Source organism: Nitrospirillum karajorum (assembly GCF_036348415.1).
Lineage (GTDB): Bacteria > Pseudomonadota > Alphaproteobacteria > Azospirillales > Azospirillaceae > Nitrospirillum > Nitrospirillum amazonense_B.
Genome location: NZ_JAZBQB010000004.1, coordinates 44,578 through 63,975 on the forward strand (window position 1 = coordinate 44,578; position 19,398 = coordinate 63,975).

Here is a 19,398-nt window from a genome sequence, read left to right on the forward strand (position 1 = left end):
CGCTTGAGGTGGCCGTTGGTCAGGCGGCTTTGGGTGAGAATGTGACGGCTGGGGTTGTTTCTGGGTTGGTCGTCAGTTCGGCCATGGCCTCGACCTGCATGTAGCGGTTCTGCGTCTGCCACTTGATGGCATGGACCACTCCCGTCCCAAACTGAGAGTGGGGCGTCTCCAGCCACAGAGGTGTTGCCATGTCCACCGTTGTAACGATCGGCCTCGACCTCGCCAAATCCGTCTTCCAGTCCTCGATCATGCGGCGACGAAGAGGGCTCAACTCGGCCATCGCGGAACATCCTGTCTGTGGATTGGGCTTCGACAACCGCAATCCTCAGATCTGTGGCTTCTTACGCCAACAGCGGCGCCATTCCCGCGACAGCGGGTTCGTTCAATCCACCGCAGCATCGTCGAGTCAATATTTCCGGCAATTGGTATAAACCAGTATGGCCGCCATCCCGTGCAGGACGGCGGGTATCCATACGGCGGCGGCGGCGAGCGTCTGGAGGGCGGGAGCGCCTTGCTGTGTGGCTTGGGCGTGTGCGTCGAATCCCGCCATGCTGAGCGCCGTCAGCGCCAGCGCCGGGCCGATAGCCGCGGCCAGCTTGTCGGAGACGGACAGCAGGGCGGCTAGCGTGCCCATTTGGTCGATGCCGGTGATCAGCCGATGCTCGTCCCCCAGGTCGGCCATCATGGAGCGCACCAGCACCGGGTCGGCGGACAGGAAGGTGCCGAAGACCCCCAGGATGGCGAGGCCGGCCGTCAGGCCGGACCAGCGGAACAGATGTACGACCAGGCACATCAGGACCATCCCGGAGAAGCCCAGCGCCATGGCCCGGTGCTTCTCCAGCCGGTTGCCCAGCCAGCCCCACAGTGGCGCGCCGGCCATGGCGCCCGCCTTCACCGCGAACAGCAGGGCCGCCGTCTGCATCCGGTCGAGGTCGTGGAAGGTGGCGTAGTAAAAGAAGAAAACGCCCCCGGCGGCATAGACGGCGGTGCTGGACAGGAAGTCGGCGGCCAGCAGGCGCGCGATGGCACCTTGCCCGAGTAAGCGCCCATAGTCGCGCCAACGTGGCATGGGCCGTTGGCCCCCGTTGCGTTCCGGCACCAGCAGCAGGGCGGCAGCCACGCCCAGGGGAAAGCTGATGAGCACAAACCACCCCATGGCGGGCAGCGTCGCCTGTGGCGCCGTGCGCAAGGGGGGAAGCAAGGGCAGGGCGGTGACCGCGAGGCCACCGACCAGGAACAGCACCTGGCACCAGGCGAAGATGGCGTTGCGCCCGCCATAGTCGCGGGACAGCGTGCCGCCCCACCCCAGATGGGCAACGAAACACAATGACCATGCGGCGTAGGTGCCGGCAAGGCACACCGCCAGATAGGAAAAGCTGGCGCCCGTTGGCGGCATGAACAGGCCATGGACCGACAGCATGAGCAAGGGCGTGCCCATAGCCAACCACAGCCTGAATCGGCCATGCCGCGACCGGGTGCGATCAATCAAAATCCCAGCTAACGGGTCGATGGCGATGTCGGCCAGGCGGGCCACCAGGAAAGCCACACCCACCAAGCCCAGGGGCAGGCCCACCACCGTTGCGTAATAGTCGGGCAGATATATCAGCAGCGGCAGGCCCAGGGCGGCCAAACCGGCAGCCGGCGCGGCATAGGCCGCCTTGATCAAAACACCCATACGGACCCTGCGCCCCCAAGTCACCCAATCCCATGAGCGCCGATAGTTCCCGTATCGACGATGGCGGCGCGATCCTGCCACCCTCGCCGTCCGAAATCCACGCCTGTGCCGCCGGGGCAGAGAGAGGCCCCAGGGCCCTTAGGCGCTCAGGGCCTCACGTTCGCACGTCGTGGGTAGCTGTGAGGCGGGAGGGGTCAAAGTCAACTGGTTGTGCCTCAGCGCAAAGGCCAAAGCCCGCGCGGTCATGGCCAGCGCAGCCCGGTCCTCCTCGGCGGCCAGCCAGCGCAGTTGAGCATCGAACTGCGCGTCCTTGCCATTTTGCGCCGCTGCGACCAGCAGCAGAACCTGGCGTTCGTCCGCGGTGAGGCTGGGGCAGCCAGGGTGGCCGATGGACAACTCCCGCCGGCAGGTATGGATCAAGGCCAGCAGGAAGGTGTGCAAGGTGGCCAGCACCTCACGTCCATCCTCGCCGCAGGTATCGGCGAACTCCCGCCCCACCAAGGGGCCATAGTCCTTGCCCTTCACCATGCGGCGCAAGGCCCAGACGAGCAAATGCTCCCCTGGCCCGAATTCCGGCGCCTGGTCCATCGTCCCGCCAATGGCATCCATCAACGACATCATCATGTCCCCCGGCGGCTTCCGCCCCGTCCCGGAGGCAGCCAAGCGCCGTAGATGCAAATCATTCTCAAATCATAGCCCATGTTGAGGCTATTAGCAAAGGCCGGCATCACAGCCGACCGCGGCGATCAGTCCGTTCCCGGACCCCAACTCCATCCATACTATACCCATGGAACCCGACTCCGCCATGGCGGCCGCAGAGCTATGCCGGAGGGGCACCAATCCGTCACGGCCGTCACGCGCCGGATGCCAACGGCCGAGGACGACAGCCGCCCGCCGACGTCCTATTGTGGCGCGGCACCGCACCTGGCTGTCACCGTTGGGATTGAACTGGGGGTTCTTCTCCCGGATGGCAAGGGGCATGACAGAAGGACCTGGCAGAATGGCACCCCGCTTCGATATCGACCTGCTGATGCCCGCCCCCATGATGCCCTTCGTCATGGAGCGGTTGGATCAGGCCTTCCGCGTGTGCAAGCTGTGGCTGGCCGCAGACCGCGAGGCCTTGCTGGCGGAGGTGGCGCCCCGCATCCGCGCCATCGCCGCCGGCGGGTCCGCCGCTGTCACCGCCGACCTCATGGCGCGTCTGGCCCGGCTGGAATGTGTCGCTGGTTTTGGCGTGGGCTATGACGCCATCGATGCCGCGTGGGCGGGTGCCCACGGCATCACGGTCACCAACACCCCCGACGTGCTGACGGAGGAGGTGGCGGACACGGCCTTGGCCCTGATCCTGATGACCGTGCGGCGCCTGCCCCAGGCGGAGCGTTACCTGCGCGCCGGCCGGTGGCTGGAGAAGGCCTTCCCCTTGTCCCCCACGTTGCGGGGGCGCACGGCGGGCATCCTGGGGCTGGGCCGAATCGGCAAGGCCATCGCCCAGCGCCTGGCCGCCTTCGGCGTTGCCGTCCATTATCATGGCCGCCAGCGCCAGGCGGATGTGGCGTTGCCCTATCACGCCACGCCCCTCGATCTGGCGCGGGCGGTCGACGTGCTGGTGGTGGTGACGCCGGGCGGACCGGAAACGCGCGGGCTGGTGGATGGCGCGGTGCTGGAGGCCTTAGGCAGCGATGGCGTCCTTATCAACATCGCCCGCGGCACGGTGGTGGATGAGGATGCGCTGATCGCCGCCTTGCGGGACGGCACCATCCTGGGCGCCGGCCTGGACGTGTTCGCCCAGGAACCAACCGTGCCCCAGGCCCTTCTGGACCTGGATAACGCGGTGCTGCTGCCCCATGTCGGTTCCGCCACCCTCCACACCCGTCAGGCCATGGGCCAACTGGTGGTGGACAACCTGCTGGCCTGGGCCGAGGGACGGCCGGTGCTGACGCCCGTGCCGGAGACGCCGGCGCGTCCCACGCGGGGCGCGGGCTGAGCCGGCTGGAGGCGGACCGCTTGGCTAGCCGGGCGCTACAACCAGCCCCGGCGGCGGAAATACCAGTAGGGCAGAATGGCGGAGACGACCATCAGGCACAGCGCGCCCGGATAGCCGAAGATCAGATCCAACTCCGGCATGTGCTTGAAGTTCATGCCGTAGATGGACGCGATCAGCGTCGGCGGCAGGAAGATGACGGCCGCGACGCTGAAAATCTTGATGATGGCGTTCTGCTGGATGTTGATCAGCCCCAGGGTCGAGTCCAGCAGGAACTGCGTCGTCTGGGCCAGGTACAGGTTGTAGTCCAGCAGCGACTGGATGTCGCCGTTCAGGGTGTTCAGGATCAGCTTGGTTTCCGGCGCGATGGGCGTGGCCTTCTCCGCCGCCTTGAGGAAGGACACGGTGCGGGCCAGGCTGTGCAGGCTCTCCCGCACACGGGACGCCAGGTCGCCGCTCCGCCCGATGCGCTTCAGCGCGTTCTGCAAATCGGCGTCGATGATGCTGGGCGACTGATCCTCCCCTTGGCTGAAGACGGAACGTGACAGGGTGTCTAGCCCGTCCTTCACCTCCTCCAGCACGTCGGCCACGCGGCCGACGATGGCGGTCAGGATGCCCAGCAGGATGGCCTCGGGGTCGGTGGGCACGTCGGTGCCCTGGTCCACCCGCCCGGCGAAGGTGCGAAAGGGCGTGCTGTCCAGATAGCGCACCGTCACCAGATGGTCCGGCCTCAGGATGAAGGTGGCGTCGGCCAGCGCCGGGCCCAAGGGGGTCTGCCGGGTCAGCACCCGTACCGTCATGACCAGCGCGTCGCCGGATTTGTAAACCTGGCTGCTGGTCTCGATTTCCCGCATCTCTTCCCGGGTGGGGATCTCCACACCCAGCGCCGCCTCGACCGCCGCCTCTTCCTCCTTGGTCGGGGCGATCATGTCGATCCAAAGGTCGTCGGCCAGGCAGTCGGCGCCCGCCTCTCGTCGCGTCAGGGCGCCCTTGTCCAGGCGGTATAGGGTGAGCATGCGTGGGATTCTTTCCGAGGTTGACGCCCGCAAGAAGAAAGGGCGCCCGCTGGCAAAGGCAAGCGCCATCGCATGCCCGCCGCTGGTCGCCCCGGATACCGTGGCCAAGTGCCCAAGTTCGCTGGTCCCGTGCCGCGGCGCTAAGACCCTAAGCACAGGTTGCCGCGCAGGGGCGTCACGGCTTCGTCAGCGCCTGGATCTTCCGGCCCAGTTCGTCCAGGTCAAAGGGCTTGGCGATGTAATCCATCCCCGCGCCGACGAAGGCGGAGCGCTGGCTGGCCCCCTCCGCGTAGCCGGTGGCGAACAGAATCTTCAGCCCGGGGCGCAGGCGCCGCGCCTCGGCGGCCAGGTCACGGCCGTTCATGCCAGGCAGACCGACGTCGGTCAGCAGCAGGTCGATGCTGCCAGGGCCCTGAAGATGGGGCAGGGCGTCGGCGGCCGTCTCGGCCTCGATCACGCCGTATCCATGCTCCTCCAGGATGTCGACCACCACCATGCGCACCACCAGCTCATCCTCCACAACCAGCACGGTCCCCCGGCCCCGGTGCGGATTTTCCGCCGCCCGCGCGCCGGGATTCTCCAGGCCGTCTTTGGCGGTGACGTCGCGGGGCATGTAGAGGCAGATGGTCGTGCCCTGGCCCGGCGTGGACGACAGGGTGACATGGCCGCCGACTTGGCGGGCGAAGCCATAGATCATGGACAGGCCCAGGCCCGTGCCCTGACCGATGGGCTTGGTGGTGAAGAAGGGGTCGAACGCCTTCTCCAGCACGTCCGGCGGCATACCGACCCCGGTATCCGTGACGCAGGTCAGGACATAGTCACCCGGCTGCAGATCGGCGGAGGCGCGCTCGTCGCCTGCGGTGATGGTGACGTTGCTGGTCTGGATGGTCAGGCGGCCGCCCCCCGACATGGCGTCCCGGGCGTTGATGGCCAGGTTCAGCAGGGCGCTTTCGAACTGGTTGGCGTCGGTGATGGCCGGCCACAGATCGGGTGCTAGGGCGATATCCAGCTCGATGGCCTGACCCAGCGTGCGCCGCAGCAGGTCGTCCAGCGACCCGACCAGTTGGTTGATGTTCGCGGTCTTGAGGTCCAGTGTCTGGCGCCGGGCGAAGGCCAGCAGGCGGTGGGTCAGGCCCGCCGCACGGTGCGCGGAGGACAGGATGCTGTCGACGTAGCGGCTGATGCTGTCGAAACGGCCGTCACGCACCCGCTTCTGGATCAGGTCGGCGGCACCGACGATGCCGGCCAGCATGTTGTTGAAGTCATGGGCGATGCCGCCGGTCAGTTGGCCGATGGCTTCCATCTTGTGCGATTGGCGCAGCGCCTCTTCCTTGACGCGCAATTCCTCCGTCCGCGCCACCACCTCCGCCTCCAGCGCGTCGCGCGCCAGCTTGGTCTCGGTGATGTCGATGGCGCAGCCGACATAGCCCAGGAAGGTTCCGGCGTCGTCGAAGCGTGGGCTGCTCTCACAGCGCAGCCAGCGCACCTCGCCGGTGGGCTTACGCACGCGGATGTCGTCCAGGAACAGCGCCCGGTCCCGGAACAGCGCATCGCGCGTGGCCCGGAACGCCGGCCAGTCCTCCTCATGGATCAGGGCGGCCCAACCTTCCTTTTCCACCCGGACCGGCGGCACGCCGAACTCGGTCTCGAAGCGGCGGTTGGCGAAGACGATGCGTCCGGTGGTGTCCACCGACCAGATCAGGGCGGGCGCGCTGTCCGCCATCAGGCGGAAGCGGTGCTCGCTTTCCCGCAACGCCTGGGCGGACTTCCGGGCCTGGCGCCTGTCATCCGCCTCGCGCAGGGCGCGGGTCACCACCATGGGAATGCGCGCCAGATTGCGCTTCGTCACATAGTCGGTGGCGCCGGCGCGCAGGGCCTCGGTCGCGAACTCCTCGCCGATGACCCCCGAGATGAAGATGAAAGGCACCGACGGGTCCCGGGCCCGGGCCAATTCCAGGGCCGCCAGCCCGTTGAATCCCGGCAGGGAATAATCCGACAGGATGATGTCGAAACTGCCGGAGGCCAGGGCCGCCTCGTACTCCGGACGCACCGCCGCGCGCGCCATGGCAATGGGCTGGTCGATTTTGCGGAACTGGTGGGCGATCAGTTCCGCATCGATGTCGCTGTCTTCCACCAACAGCAGGGACACAGGCTTTTCCGCGGATTGGGACACTAAAAATCTCCAGGCACGGGCTCGTTCAGCACCGCCCAGAAGATACCTAGGTCGCGGATCGCTTCGAAAAAGGCCTTGAAGTCGACCGGCTTCACCACGAACGAATTCACGCCGTAATGATAGCTGCGGACGACATCGCTTTCCTCGCGGGAAGAGGTCAGCATCACGATGGGGGTGGCGCGGTGCTTGGGGTGGGATTTCACCTTCTCCAGCACCTCCAGCCCATCGACCTTGGGCAGTTTGAGGTCGAGTAGGACCACGGCGGGCGCGCCCGGCTCACGGTCCGCGTACTGGCCTTCGCTGAAGATGTACTCCAGCGCCTCCACCCCGTCGCGGGCCACGATAATCTCGTTGGCCAGCTGCGTTTTCCTGAGGGCGGCGAGGGTCAGTTCCACGTCGGCGGGATTGTCCTCGACCAGAAGGATGGGTCTAAGCGATGCCACGGTTTCCTCCTGTCTGGCGTTTCGGCAGGGTGAAGCTGAAGGTGGCGCCCTGGCCGACCGCGCCTTTGGCTTCCAGCGTGCCGCCGTGCCGGTCGATGATGCGCTTGGTCAGCGCCAGGCCGATGCCCGTCCCCTCGAAATCCTCCTGCCTGTGCAATCGCTGGAAAACCTGGAACAGTTTGCTGGCGTAGTTCATGTCGAATCCGACGCCGTTGTCCTCAACGCAGTACAGAACATCGGTCGCCCGTTCCTGTCCCCATATCCTGATGCGGGGCGGGTTGGCGCCGCGGCTGTATTTCGCGGCGTTCTCCACCAGATTGAACAAGGCCTGGCGCACCAGCGTGGGATCCCCCAGGCGGTGGGCAGGGCGCCGATGCTCCATTCCACCTGGCGCTGCCGTTCGTCGATGTCCAGGCTGCGGCGGATTTCGGTCACAACCTTCGCCATGTCGATGCGCGTCATCTTCAGGCTGGTGCGGCCCAGTTGCGAGAAGTGCAGCAGGTCGTCCACCAACTGGCCCGCCGACAGGGCGGCGGCGATGATGCCGTCCAGGTAATGGCGGGACAGCGCCTTCAGCCCCGGCTCCTCCTCCCCCAGCAGTTCGGCGTAGCCGGCGATGTGGCGGAATGGCGCCCGCAGGTCATGGGAGATGGAGTAGGAGAAGGCCTCCAATTCCTTGTTGGACCGCTGCAGCTCCTCCGTCAGTTGGGCGCGTTCCTCCGCCCGCTGCAGCACGAAGTTGACGATGGCGCCCCGGAAGTCGGCGGCGCTCAACAGCTCGGCCGGGCGCCAGGGCTGGGCCCGTTGCCGCACCTCTTGCTTCCACGCCTCGAACGACAGGCGGGGATGCAGCCGCCCGGCGACATCCACGGCCTTGCTGGCGCGGGGATCGCCGCCCCAGCGCACCGTCTCCACCACCTCGGGCCGGAACCAGAAGATGAAACTGGCATGGATGCGCGAGATGGGCACGGCGATGACGCCGCTGGCCACGTCCGCGATTTCCGCGCCCGGCGGCCAGTCCGCCGCCAGACTGCTGGTGGAATAGAGTTGCTCGATGTTCCGGGTCCGCAGCCAGTCGGCCAGGGCCAGGATGCTCTGGATGGGGGGCGCCTTGCCGGTGGACAGCACGATGCCGTCGGTGACCACGGCCGCGCCGGCGCTGTTGGTCAGGGCCAGCCACTGGGGCGCGCAATCCACCAGGCCCGCCTGGAAGCCGGGCGCCCGGGCCAAATGGGCCACCAATTCCGTTTCTATGGACTTCAGCCGCAGCCGCTCGTCGATTTCCGCCGCCCGTTCGCGCGCCGCGATCTGCTGCGCCACGATGCGGCCCAGGAAGTCACAGGCGGCGCGGATGGGCGGGCCAATGTAGCGGGGCTGGGCATGGTGGCAGGAGATCAGGCCCCACAGCCGGCCGTCGATGACGATGGATATGGACAGCGAGGCCGCCGTCCCCATGTTGCGCATATATTCCAGATGCACCGGCGACACGCTGCGCACCGCCACGAAGCTCATGTCCAACGGCGCGCCGTCCGCCGGGCACAGGGCCGGCACCAGCGGAACGGGCGTGTATGAGGCGGTGGGAATGAGGCGGAGCCGGTTCAGGCGGTACAGCTCCCGCGCCTGGGCCGGTATGTCGGACGCCGGAAAGCGCAGGTCGAGGTAGGAGGGCAGGGTGCCATCGCCATCCTCCGCGACGACTGTGCCGTTCCAGTCCTCATCGAACCGGTACACCATGACACGGTTGAAGCCGGTGAGGGCCCGCACTTCCGCCGCGACGCCTGTGCAGATGTCCGCCACCGTGGTCAGGCCATCGGACCTGTCCAGGAAATTGCGCAGCAGCTGGTTCAGGCTGGCGTTGCGGGCCCGCTCCGCCTCATCGAACGCCTCGAACTCCAGGATCACACCCTGCGCGACCTGCTGGCCGGTGACATGGTAGGTCCGGCCGTCGATCTGGTATTGCTCAAGGAAGCCGGCTTCCGCGCCGGCGAGCCAGCGGCCGACATCCCCTTCCAATGCCGAGCCCGGGCCCACCAGGTCACCCAGCGTCTGGCTGCCGTCCAGGGCGACGGGACGGTCGAGGATGGCGCCCAGGTTGGCGCTGGCCTGCACCAGGACCAGGTCGGCCGGCCGAAGCACGGCCAGCGCGCCATGCGGCTGGATGCCGCCGGGGATGCGGATGGGTTCCCGGGCGCACTGGTCCAGCAATTCCTGGGGAACCAGAGGCACGGACGGGGACGGGGAATCCACCGCCCTGCCGTTTTCGCCCTGTCCTGGATTGTGTGACGTGACCACGGGTTATCCCATCTGTCCGCACGGCCACTGACCGCACGCATTGCGAGTATTTAAGTCAATTGCCGGGCGCGGCTCAGTTTTCTGACACCCGGCGGCGGTCATGGCTAGCCTCATAATGGTACAGGGCCTGGTCGCCCGCCTTCTGGAATAAACCGAAGGACAGGATCGCGGCCTCCACGGCCTGCGCCTGAAGGGTTGGGTCCGACGGTTCCGCGTTCAACAGCGCCAGGAAGTCACGCCAATACGGCCGCCCCCGGCCGTGGGCCAGAAAGCGGGTGGCAAGCGGTATCCGTGGGTCTCCGCCGGCCAGGGCCCGGCGCAACAGCACCTCACCCCCCAACCGCGCTCCTTCCAGCACGTACAGGTGCCCCAGGATTTCGGCCCGGCAGCGGATCGAGGGTGTCTCCACCAGGATGGCCGGCGGATCGCCCCATGCTTCCAGCGCCGCCAGATCCGCCTCAAGGGCGTGCCGGCGGCGCCGTTCGGGCCAGTCGGGCAGGATGGCGTCCACACCCGCGGCTTCAAGGCTCAGTTCCACGGCACGCAAGGCGGGATGCTGGGCCTTAAGCAGCAGGGTGTAATCCGGCAGGTGGCGGATATCCAGGCCGGCGAACCGCTGATCCAGGGCGGCGTGGCACGCCGCCGTGCCGGCGCGCAGCACCTCTCTGAATTCCGTCACAGGCGTCCCTTTCACTGTTCAAACACCAAAAGTCACATAACGCCCGGTGCCGGGATTTCAATACAGCGACCGGCTATCAAAGGTAAACCTCCGGCCGGGAGTGCCGGTGGTTGGCCTATTCTCTTGGTGGAAGTTGGCCGCCGTCACCCGGCTGTTCCCGCGAGGAACCCACCGCGCCGTCCCGGGGTTGCTGTATCCGTGACCTGGGTCCCGCCGCGGGCCGCCATGGAGGATTTCCCCGATGGAACGCAAGAAAGATCATGTCGTCCTGTCCGCCCGTGAGGCGCGGGGGGCGACGCTGGGACGGCCGGTGTTGGCCGTGCTGCTGATCAGCTTGGCCTTGGTGATCATCGCTTTCGTCCTGGCGTGGTGGCTGGGGAAGTGGTGGTAGGGCGGCGGCGAGGGCGTGCGGCATCATGGCGATCCCGGCGGATATTCGTATCGGTATTTCTGGCTGGACCTATGCCCCTTGGCGCGGGGCCTTTTATCCGCCGGACCTGCCGCAACGGCGCGCGCTGGAATACGCCAGTGGCGTCTTTCGCAGCATAGAGATCAACGGCACCTTCTATGGCCTGCAAAAGCCGGACGTCTTCGCCCGATGGGCGGCGGAAACGCCGTCGGGCTTCGTCTTCGCCGTCAAGGCGCCCCGTTACATCACGCACATCCGCCGCTTGAAGGAACCCTTGGCGCCGTTGGCCAATTTCCTCGCCTCCGGGCTGCTGCGGCTGGAGGACAAGCTGGGCCCCATCCTTTGGCAGTTCCCGCCCAGCTTCCGGTTCGATGCCGCCTTGCTGGGCGACTTCCTGGCGCTGCTGCCCCGCGACACCGAACACGCGGCAGATTTGGCCCACCGCCACGATGCCAACCTGAAGGCCCGCGCCTGGATGCAGCCCGGCCCCCATCGCCGGCTGCGGCATGCGGTCGAAATCCGCCATGACAGTTTCCGCGATCCGGCGTTCACGGATCTGTTGCGTCGCCATGGCGTGGCATTGGTGTGTGCCGACACGGTCGAATGGCCGCGGCTGATGGACCTGACCGCCGACTTCGTCTATTGCCGCCTGCATGGGTCCAGCGAGCTTTATCGCAGCGGTTACGGGGTGGATGAGCTGGATCGGTGGGCGCGGCGGGTCAAGGCCTGGACGGCGGGCCGGCCGCTGGCGCCGGGCGACTATGGACCGCGGGACTATGTCGAGCCGCCGGCGGATTCACATCCGTCGCCCCGCGACGTCTTCCTCTATTTCGACAACACCGACAAGTTGCGGGCCCCCGACGATGCCCGGGCCCTTGTTGATCGCCTGAAGCCAGGCGCCGGGAGCAGTGAGGGGAGGGACGCATGAGCCATGACGACCCCATCAAGGACACCGTACCGGCTGAGGCGCGCTCCCCGGTAACGTTGACGCATGCCGACCGTGTGCTGGACCCGGTGTCCCACCTCACAAAGCAGGGCTTGGCCACTTACATGAGGGCGGTGTCGGCCCGCATGTTGCCCTTGGTTGCCGGCCGCCTTCTCAGCCTGCTGCGCTGCCCCGAAGGAACAGCGCAGGCCTGCTTCTTCCAGCGCCACGCCACCGTCGGCACGCCGATGCAATGGCGCCGCAAGTTGGTGAAGGAGAAGGATGGGCGGGCCATCGACTATGTCTATCTGACCGATGTCGACGGACTGGTTGCGGCGGCCCAGATCGGCGTGCTGGAACTGCACCTGTGGGGCAGCCAGGCGCGTAAGCTGGAGTCCCCGGACCGCCTGGTGTTCGACCTGGATCCCGATCCCGACCTGCCCTTCAGCGAGGTCAAGGCCGCGGCGGTGGCCGTGCGGGACGTCTTGGCCGCCCTGGACCTCGCCAGCTTCCCCCTGCTGACGGGGGGCAAGGGCGTCCACGTCGTCGCCCCGCTGGGGCCGGGCGCCGGGGGCGGGCGGCGGCAGTGGCCGGTGGTGTCCGCCTTCGCCAAGGCGGTGGCCGAACAGCTGGTTGAGGCGCGGCCCGACGCCTATGTCGCCACCATGAGCAAGGCGCGACGCCAGGGCCGCATTTTCATTGACCATTTCCGCAATGCGCGCGGTGCCTCCGCCGTAGCACCCTATTCCCCCCGGGCCAAGCCGGCGCGGGCGGGTGGCGGGACACCCATCGCCTGTCCCGTGACGTGGGAGGAATTGGCGGCCACGGAGCGGGCCGACGTGTACACGACAGCCGACGCCCCGGCCCTGATGCGCCGGCCCGATCCCTGGGCCCAGTATTTCGAGGTGCGGCAGGATCTGGGCAGCGGCGCCTGCCGTGTGCTGGGCGTGAAGGTGGGAGCGGGGGCCTACAGCTCATGAGCCATGAAGCGGTCACCCTGGCCGTGCTGATGTACGGCATCGTCCCGTTGTGGTTCCTGGCGGGCCTGGCCGACTGGCTGTGCCATCGCGCCACCGATATTCAGCACACCACCGGCGCCAAGGAATTGCTGTTGCATCTGCTGATGTTCAGCGAGGTGGCGGTGCCTTTGCTGGCGTGCCTGTTCCTGGAAATCAACGCCCTGGTCATCGCCCTCATGGTCGTGGGCTTCCTGGCGCATGAGGCGACGGCGCTATGGGACGTCAGCTACGCCGTCACCCGGCGGCACGTTTCACCCATCGAGCAGCATGTGCACAGTTTCCTGGAACTGGTGCCGCTGATGGCCTTGATCTTGGTGGGCACCCTGCACTGGCAGCAGGTGCTGGCCCTGGTCGGGATGGGCCCAGAACCGGCGCGGTTCACGCTGAGGTGGACGCTGGGCGACCTGCCCGTGGGCTATGTCGCCACCATCCTCGGCGCCGCCTTGGTGGTGGAGTTTCTCCCCTTCGTGGAAGAACTGGTGCGCGGATGGCGCGCCGCCGGCGGCCGCCTTGTTCCCGCGCGCCGGGCGGCGGAAGGCAAAAGGCATGCCTGAGGCGGTGGACATGATCGGTTGGGCGGCGGCCTTGGTGCTGTTCCTGACCCTGGCCGGCCAGATCAGAACCCAGTGGCGGGAGCGCTCCACCAAGGGGGTGTCGCCGTGGCTGTTCGCCGGTCAGATCGCCACCTCCATCGGCTTCGTCGTCTACTCATGGGCGCTGGGCAACTGGGTGTTCGTCACCACCAACGCCGTGATCCTGGCCACCGCCATCGTGGGACAGGGGCTTTACCTTCTCCAACGCCGCGGGATCGGCCGATCCGGGAAACGGCCCGAGGCTGCTGAATGAGCGACGGGGTGGGCCTGGTCTATGTCGGCGATAGCGAGCCGGGTATCCGCCGCCTCAAATGCGGGTCGGGCTTTCGCTATCGTCTGCCGGATGGCGGCCCGGTGCGGGAACCGGCGTTGCGGGCCCGCATCAAGGCGTTGGTGATCCCGCCCGCCTGGACTGACGTGTGGATCTGCCCAGATCCTAACGGCCACCTGCAGGTCACCGGCCGTGATGCCAAGGGGCGCAAGCAGTACATCTACCATCCCGCCTTCCGCCAAGCCCGGGATGGCGCCAAATTCCACCATCTCATCGATTTCGCGCGGCAGTTGCCGCGCATCCGTGAACGCGTCGCGGCGGATTTGACGCTGCCCGGCCTGCCTCGTGACAAGGTTCTGGCCACCATCGTCCACCTGTTGGGCACCACCTTGATCCGCGTGGGCAACGCCGACTATGCCCGCACCAATCAGAGCTATGGCCTGACCACCCTGCAGGCCGCCCATGTCAGTGTCGAGAAATCGGCCCTGCGGTTCGACTTCAAGGGCAAAAGCGGCAAGATGTGGCGCCTGAAGGTGACGGACCGGCGCGTGGCGCGCATCGTCAAGGCCTGCCAGGAATTGCCGGGGCAGGCCCTGTTCCAATACCTCGATGACGACGGTCACCGGCGGGAGGTCAGTTCCGCCGACGTGAACACCTATCTGCGTGCGGCGACATCGGGGGACCGGCGGGATGGGGGCATCACGGCCAAGGACTTCCGCACCTGGGCGGGCACCGTGATGATGGCGCTGGCGCTGAGCGACAGCCCGCCGCCCACCAGTCCCACCCATGGACGCCGCATGGTGACCGCGGCCTTGAAGGGGGTGGCCGCGCGGTTGGGTAATACCGTGACCGTCTGCCGCCAATGCTACGTCCACCCCGTGATCATGGACGATTACTTGGCGGGCCGCTTCCATCTGCGCCTGCGGCGGGACGGGCCGCCCGGACTGTCGCCGGCCGAGGGCGCGGTGCTGACGGTGCTGCGCCGGGCGGAAAAGACGCGGGAGATGGGAACCTGAGCGTTGCCAGGGGGTTGGGGGCCAGCGTCGTCCCGCCCGTCGATCCGGTCCGCGCCATTTTCCCGTCCCGCTTCCCGCTTCGCCCTGGAGAAGACACCCCATGTCCGACACCCGCTTCGATGACATGCCCGTGCGCCCTTTGCCGCCCACGCCCAGCCCCACGCCGGACGCCCCCTTTCAGCCGGCGGCCGGCAAACCTGCGATGCCCGGCGTGCCCTTCGTTGGCGGCGACACCGCCAAACAGCGGGACTTGGCGGCGGATACCCATGAGGCGGGCGTCGCCCTGACCACCAACCAGGGCCTCAAGGTCAGCGACGATCAGAACTCCCTGCGCGCCGGGCCGCGCGGACCGACGCTGATGGAAGACTTTCACCTGCGGGAAAAGATCACCCATTTCGACCATGAGCGCATTCCCGAGAGGGTGGTGCACGCCCGTGGCGCTGGCGCCCATGGGGTGTTCCAGGTCTACGAGCCCCTGACCGACCTCACGACCGCGGCGCCGTTCCAGGACCCGGCCAAGGAAACGCCGGTGTTCGTGCGCTTTTCCACCGTGGCCGGTTCGCGCGGGTCGGCCGACACGGTGCGGGACGTCCGGGGCTTCGCCGTGAAGTTCTATACCGAGGAAGGGGTGTGGGACCTGGTGGGCAACAACATGCCGGTCTTCTTCATCCAGGACGCCGTCAAGTTCCCCGACCTTATCCACGCGGTGAAGCCGGAACCGCATAACGAGATACCGCAGGCCCAGTCCGCCCACGACACCTTCTGGGACTTCGTGTCCCTCACACCGGAATCGGCCCACATGCTGATGTGGCTGATGAGCGACCGCGCCATTCCCCGCAGCTATGCCACCATGGAGGGCTTCGGCGTCCACACCTTCCGCCTGGTCAATGCCGAGGGGAGGGCGCGCTTCGTCAAGTTTCACTGGAAGCCGCTGAAGGGCGTCTTCAGCCAGGTGTGGGACGAGGCGCAGAAGACGGCCGGCAAGGACCCCGACTTCCACCGCCGCGACCTGTTCGACGCCATTGAGCGCGGTGACTTTCCCCAATGGGAGCTTGGCCTGCAGGTGATCGAGGAGGAGGATGAGCCCAAGTATGGCGTCGACATCCTGGACCCCACCAAGATCATCCCGGAAGAGGTGGTGCCGGTTCGGCGCGTCGGCCTGATGACCTTGACGGCCAACCCGGGCAACTTCTTCGCCGAGACGGAACAGGTCGCCTTCCATGTCGGCCATGTCGTTCCGGGCATCGACTTCACCAACGATCCGCTGCTGCAGGGGCGCCTGTTCTCCTACCTCGACACCCAATTGCGGCGGGTGGGCCCCAACTTCGCGGAACTGCCGGTCAACCGGCCCTTGCAGCCGGTGGACAACAACCAGCGTGACGGCATGGGCCGCCGTCAGATCGACAAGGGCCGGGTTGCCTACTTCCCCAACAGCCTGGCCCATGGCTGCCCCATGCAGTCGCCCGAGGCCGCCGACGCCTTCCGCAGCTATGCGGAGAAGGTGGATGGCGCCAAGGTCCGCGTCCGCAGCGCCAGTTTCGGCGACCATTTCAGCCAGGCCGCCCTGTTCTGGAACAGCATGTCGACCTGGGAGCAGGATCACATCGCCGCCGCCTTTTCCTTTGAATTGAACCAGTGCACCGATTCCCTGGTGCGCCAGCGGGTGATGGACGACATCCTGGGCAATATCGCCCCGGATCTCGCTCAGGCGGTTTCCGCCCGTACAGGCTTATCCCTGGCCGGCGCCAAGCCGCATCCGCCATCCGTACCCGACGTTGGACGCTCCCCCGCGCTCAGCCAGGATCGTCCGGCCGAGGACATCCGCGGTCGCAAGGTGGCCGTGCTGGTTGACGCTGGCGTGGAGGCGGAACAACTCAGCATCATCCAGGAAACCCTGATGGATGAGGAGGCGATTGTGGAGGTTGTGGCCCCAGTCGCCGGCACCATCACCGGCGGCGATGGCAACCCCGTGCCGGTCACCCGGGCGGCACCCAACGCCGCTTCCGTCCTTTATGACGGCGTCATCGTCCTGGGTGGGGGGCTGGCCAGCACCATGGGGGAGATGGGCCACACCCGCCATTTCATCAATGAAGCCTTCCTGCACGGCAAGCCCATCGCCGCCATCGACGCGGGCGAGGGCGTGCTCGCCGCCGCCCACTTGCCGACGCTGGTGAAGGAACAAGGTGTCATCACCGGGGAAGCGCTTGAGGAAATGCTGACGCTGTTCGTGGAGGCGTTACGCCGTCATCGCTTTCCCCAGCGTGATGTCAGGCTGGTGCCAGCTTGAGGGCCGCTTTGCGGGACCGCCCCGCCCGGCTTCAGTGTTTGCGCTTCTTGTGCGTGTCCAGCCGGTCGACCAGGTCCAGAAGATGTTGCGGGACGGGCTCGCCCGCCTCGTCCTCGAACATCTCACGCAACGACCGCTCCAACGCGTCGTGCGGCCCAGGTGGCATTGGCCGGGTACCGGCGGTCAGCAGCGGACGTTTGCCTTGCGGCGCGCCATGGGGGGGCTTGGGCGGCTTGGTCATGAGGGACCCCTTCAGTCGTGGCCCCCTGCTTGGCGGCCTTGTTGGCTGGTGCGCCCTCCGCCCCATGGCAGCCAAGCGATGCCAGCGGGGGCCGGCGGCGGTGTCCATGCCTGGAGTCGTCCATGCCTGGAGTCGCCGCCCGGCGCCCATGCGCTACTTTAATCCACGTTGGGCCTCAATGCACGTTGGCGGCCATTCCGCCGCCCCCGGCCAGCGGGGAGGCCGCGACGACGGCATCGGGAAGCCTCATGGTCATGTCATCCTCCAGCCTCAGTGCACCCGACCGCAGGCTACCGCGGAAGGCCTCGCGGGCCAGGTCGATTTCGCGGTCCACCGCTTCCTGCGACAGCCCCAGGATCCAGGCCGCCTCTGCCGGCAGGAAGCCCTCCACCGCCGTCAGCAGCAGGGCCTCGCGCCGTTCACACGGCAAGGCGCGCAGCAACCCGCCGGGCGCCAAGGTCTGCGCCTCGGGGGCCTCGTCGCCCAGTTCCAGATGGCCCCCGGCGTAGATGCGGTGGAACAGACGGAACAGGGCCACGCGGTCCACATCCGGCCCCAGGATCGCCACGCCATCCTGCACCAGCGTCTCCAGCACCATGCGGACATAGGCGTCGCCGCTGGCGCCGCTGCCGGTTAGGGCGCGAGCGTAGCGGCGCAGGTAGGGAAGTTGGGACGAGATCATTTCCGCCGCGGTCTCGGTCGGAACGGCAGCAGTGGGTTTCGGAGCGGTGGGCATGGAAGCGGTGGGGGGGATGCGATGCGGGGGCATGACCGGCGTCTCTCCTGTTTATGTTGGTCTTCGACGGCGTGTTGATCGCGATGGCCAGCTGTCGACGTCCCAACCCGGCGATGGCGGGGAAAGTTTCCTCGGGCCGGAACTTTCCCCGGCGCGCCTGATACGGCGCACGCCATAGTGAATTCGTTTGGTATAGGCGCTTTCGCCTAAGACAAATACGCAAAGGTGGAAAAATAGAGGCGTCCGGTCCCCTCCCGGAAAAGCCAGAGACGCCCCAGTCCTAAAGGTCTATTGTTGCCCTGCACGTCACAGAACGTGGGGCGATACACCTAATCGTCCTGACGACCTCATCTATCCGATTCCTAAGGAATTTGGTTTTCTTGGGAGAATCCCGATAGGGGGCATAATATGCCATCTGATTTATTGTCGGCAGGCCCGGCAGCGGGCCCGCACGCTCCGGAATTCCGCGACGAAGTTTTGCGCCTGTTGCCGGCCCTGCGGGCCTTCGCCCGCTCACTGACCAGCAACGCCGCCGATACCGACGACCTGGTGCAGGATTGCGTTGTCCGGGCTTGGTCGCATGCGGACCAGTTCACCCCCGGCACCAACCTACGCGCCTGGTTGTTCACCATCCTGCGCAATCGCCACTATTCCATCGCCAAGCGCCGCCAGCGCGAGGTGGCCGACCCCGATGGTTTCCATACCGCGCGGCTTATGATGGAGCCCGCGCAGGAATGGGGCATCGCCGGCCGGGAGCTCAAGGCCGCCCTGGCGTCCTTGCCGGAAGACCAACGTGAAGCCCTGATCCTGGTGGGCGGCGCTGGCGTCAGCTATGAAGAGGCGGCGGAGATCTGCGGCTGCGCCCTGGGCACCATCAAGAGCCGGGTGAACCGGGCGCGCACCAAGCTGGCCGGCCTCATGGGCCTACCCAACCGGGTTGTGCCGTTGAGCGGCACCAGCCTGCCCGCCGGCGCCGACGCGACCTCCACCACGCAGTGGACCCGGCATTGATGCCGGTCAGGCGAGTGATCGCGCGTTAATGTCTTGGGCGATTATGGGGGGCGATTGCGGGGCGGTGGCGCCAATACGGCGCCAGAGTGGAACCATGGCCGCTTCCGGTGGTTGTTCAAGCGGTTAGTACCCGCCTTCCAACAACCTGGCGGAGCCTCTCGAGCCGCCCGACGGGCGCCTCGGGCAAGGCCCGCACAATCGGAGGAGTTACCATGAACCGCGCGAACCTGTATCTGGCCGCCGCGCTCGGCATGTCCGCCCTGGGTGGCGCTTTCGTCCTGCCCGTCGCGCCGTCGTTGGCGCAGGGCACCACGCAACGCATCGCGACCACCAAGGTTGACGTGGCCAACGTGGCCACGGGCCATCGGTCGTCCAAGATCGTCGGCGCCAAGGTCGTGAACGACCAGAACGACACCGTCGGCACCGTCGATGATCTGATCATCTCGCAGAAGGACAGCGTGCCGTATGCTATCCTGTCGGTAGGGGGTTTCCTGGGCGTCGGTGACCGTCTGGTGGCGGTGCCCTACAGCGCGCTGCAGGTCACGGACGATAAGGTGGAATTGCCCGGCGGCAACAAGGATGTGCTGATGAAGCAGCCGGCCTTCCATTACGCCAAGAGCTGAGCATAGCT

At 66.9% G+C, this 19,398-nt stretch carries 20 protein-coding genes and 1 pseudogene; 10 read left to right on the forward strand and 11 right to left on the reverse strand.

Annotated features, from left to right (window positions below):
• Window positions 1-19: 19 nt before the first annotated feature.
• The 3 genes from UCD39_RS26070 to UCD39_RS26080 all read right to left on the reverse strand — a co-directional run bounded on the left by UCD39_RS26070 (window position 20) and on the right by UCD39_RS26080 (window position 2,284).
• Entirely contained in the window at window positions 20-280 is a 261-nt protein-coding gene (locus UCD39_RS26070; protein WP_330498953.1) for a hypothetical protein, read from the reverse strand.
• A 126-nt stretch (window positions 281-406) separates the two neighbouring features.
• A complete protein-coding gene (locus UCD39_RS26075; RefSeq protein ID WP_330498549.1) occupies window positions 407-1,675 on the reverse strand; it encodes an MFS transporter in 1,269 nt (422 codons plus the stop codon).
• A 138-nt stretch (window positions 1,676-1,813) separates the two neighbouring features.
• On the reverse strand, window positions 1,814-2,284 hold the full coding sequence (locus tag UCD39_RS26080) for a hypothetical protein (protein ID WP_330498550.1): 471 nt from the start codon (window positions 2,282-2,284) through the stop codon (window positions 1,814-1,816).
• A gap of 391 nt (window positions 2,285-2,675) precedes the next feature.
• Between UCD39_RS26080 and UCD39_RS26085 the strand changes: the two genes are divergently transcribed.
• A complete protein-coding gene (locus tag UCD39_RS26085) occupies window positions 2,676-3,659 on the forward strand; it encodes a 2-hydroxyacid dehydrogenase (protein WP_330498551.1) in 984 nt (327 codons plus the stop codon).
• Between the two features lie 35 nt (window positions 3,660-3,694).
• Here UCD39_RS26085 and UCD39_RS26090 read toward each other — a convergent pair whose 3' ends face one another.
• The 6 genes and pseudogenes from UCD39_RS26090 to UCD39_RS26115 form a co-directional block, all read right to left on the reverse strand.
• Complete coding sequence (locus tag UCD39_RS26090; RefSeq protein WP_330498552.1) at window positions 3,695-4,672, reverse strand: magnesium transporter CorA family protein; 978 nt, start codon at window positions 4,670-4,672, stop codon at window positions 3,695-3,697.
• A gap of 175 nt (window positions 4,673-4,847) precedes the next feature.
• A complete protein-coding gene (locus UCD39_RS26095) occupies window positions 4,848-6,821 on the reverse strand; it encodes a response regulator (RefSeq protein WP_330498553.1) in 1,974 nt (657 codons plus the stop codon).
• Window positions 6,822-6,844: 23 nt separating this feature from the next.
• Window positions 6,845-7,288, reverse strand: a complete 444-nt coding sequence (locus tag UCD39_RS26100) for a response regulator (protein WP_145733574.1) — start codon at window positions 7,286-7,288, stop codon at window positions 6,845-6,847.
• Entirely contained in the window at window positions 7,275-7,670 is a 396-nt protein-coding gene (locus UCD39_RS26105) for a sensor histidine kinase (protein WP_330498554.1), read from the reverse strand. Before UCD39_RS26105 ends, UCD39_RS26100 begins: the two co-directional genes overlap by 14 nt.
• A 155-nt stretch (window positions 7,671-7,825) precedes the next feature.
• Window positions 7,826-9,580, reverse strand: a pseudogene (locus UCD39_RS26110) (GAF domain-containing protein); the annotation flags it as partial.
• A gap of 73 nt (window positions 9,581-9,653) precedes the next feature.
• A complete protein-coding gene (locus UCD39_RS26115; RefSeq protein WP_330498555.1) occupies window positions 9,654-10,259 on the reverse strand; it encodes a biliverdin-producing heme oxygenase in 606 nt (201 codons plus the stop codon).
• Between the two features lie 241 nt (window positions 10,260-10,500).
• Between UCD39_RS26115 and UCD39_RS26120 the strand changes: the two genes are divergently transcribed.
• The 7 genes from UCD39_RS26120 (at window position 10,501) to UCD39_RS26150 (ending at window position 16,779) form a co-directional block, all read left to right on the forward strand.
• Window positions 10,501-10,650 (forward strand): hypothetical protein, encoded by a 150-nt coding sequence (locus tag UCD39_RS26120; protein WP_330498556.1) that lies wholly within the window; start codon window positions 10,501-10,503, stop codon window positions 10,648-10,650.
• Between the two features lie 25 nt (window positions 10,651-10,675).
• The gene (locus UCD39_RS26125) at window positions 10,676-11,596 is read left to right on the forward strand and encodes a DUF72 domain-containing protein (RefSeq protein WP_330498557.1); all 921 of its coding nucleotides are present in this window, start codon (window positions 10,676-10,678) and stop codon (window positions 11,594-11,596) included.
• Window positions 11,593-12,573 (forward strand): non-homologous end-joining DNA ligase, encoded by a 981-nt coding sequence (ligD, locus tag UCD39_RS26130; protein WP_330498558.1) that lies wholly within the window; start codon window positions 11,593-11,595, stop codon window positions 12,571-12,573. The genes UCD39_RS26125 and ligD overlap by 4 nt, the downstream gene beginning before the upstream one ends.
• Window positions 12,570-13,166, forward strand: a complete 597-nt coding sequence (locus UCD39_RS26135; RefSeq protein ID WP_330498559.1) for a hypothetical protein — start codon at window positions 12,570-12,572, stop codon at window positions 13,164-13,166. Before ligD ends, UCD39_RS26135 begins: the two co-directional genes overlap by 4 nt.
• Complete coding sequence (locus UCD39_RS26140) at window positions 13,159-13,458, forward strand: PQ-loop domain-containing transporter (protein ID WP_330498560.1); 300 nt, start codon at window positions 13,159-13,161, stop codon at window positions 13,456-13,458. Before UCD39_RS26135 ends, UCD39_RS26140 begins: the two co-directional genes overlap by 8 nt.
• On the forward strand, window positions 13,455-14,492 hold the full coding sequence (locus tag UCD39_RS26145; protein ID WP_330498561.1) for a DNA topoisomerase IB: 1,038 nt from the start codon (window positions 13,455-13,457) through the stop codon (window positions 14,490-14,492). The genes UCD39_RS26140 and UCD39_RS26145 overlap by 4 nt, the downstream gene beginning before the upstream one ends.
• Window positions 14,493-14,592: 100 nt before the next feature.
• Window positions 14,593-16,779 carry a catalase gene (locus tag UCD39_RS26150; RefSeq protein ID WP_330498562.1) on the forward strand — a complete coding sequence of 729 codons (2,187 nt, stop codon included), beginning with the start codon at window positions 14,593-14,595 and terminating at the stop codon, window positions 16,777-16,779.
• Between the two features lie 31 nt (window positions 16,780-16,810).
• On the opposite strand, the gene UCD39_RS26155 is transcribed toward UCD39_RS26150, so the two are convergent.
• Window positions 16,811-17,020 carry a NepR family anti-sigma factor gene (locus UCD39_RS26155; protein ID WP_145733567.1) on the reverse strand — a complete coding sequence of 70 codons (210 nt, stop codon included), beginning with the start codon at window positions 17,018-17,020 and terminating at the stop codon, window positions 16,811-16,813.
• A 175-nt stretch (window positions 17,021-17,195) separates the two neighbouring features.
• Window positions 17,196-17,702 carry a hypothetical protein gene (locus UCD39_RS26160; protein WP_330498563.1) on the reverse strand — a complete coding sequence of 169 codons (507 nt, stop codon included), beginning with the start codon at window positions 17,700-17,702 and terminating at the stop codon, window positions 17,196-17,198.
• 462 nt (window positions 17,703-18,164) lie between these two features.
• Between UCD39_RS26160 and UCD39_RS26165 the strand changes: the two genes are divergently transcribed.
• Together UCD39_RS26165 and UCD39_RS26170 are read left to right on the forward strand one after the other, a co-directional pair.
• Complete coding sequence (locus tag UCD39_RS26165; protein WP_330498564.1) at window positions 18,165-18,767, forward strand: sigma-70 family RNA polymerase sigma factor; 603 nt, start codon at window positions 18,165-18,167, stop codon at window positions 18,765-18,767.
• 212 nt (window positions 18,768-18,979) lie between these two features.
• Window positions 18,980-19,390 carry a PRC-barrel domain-containing protein gene (locus UCD39_RS26170; RefSeq protein WP_330498565.1) on the forward strand — a complete coding sequence of 137 codons (411 nt, stop codon included), beginning with the start codon at window positions 18,980-18,982 and terminating at the stop codon, window positions 19,388-19,390.
• Window positions 19,391-19,398: the final 8 nt, after the last annotated feature.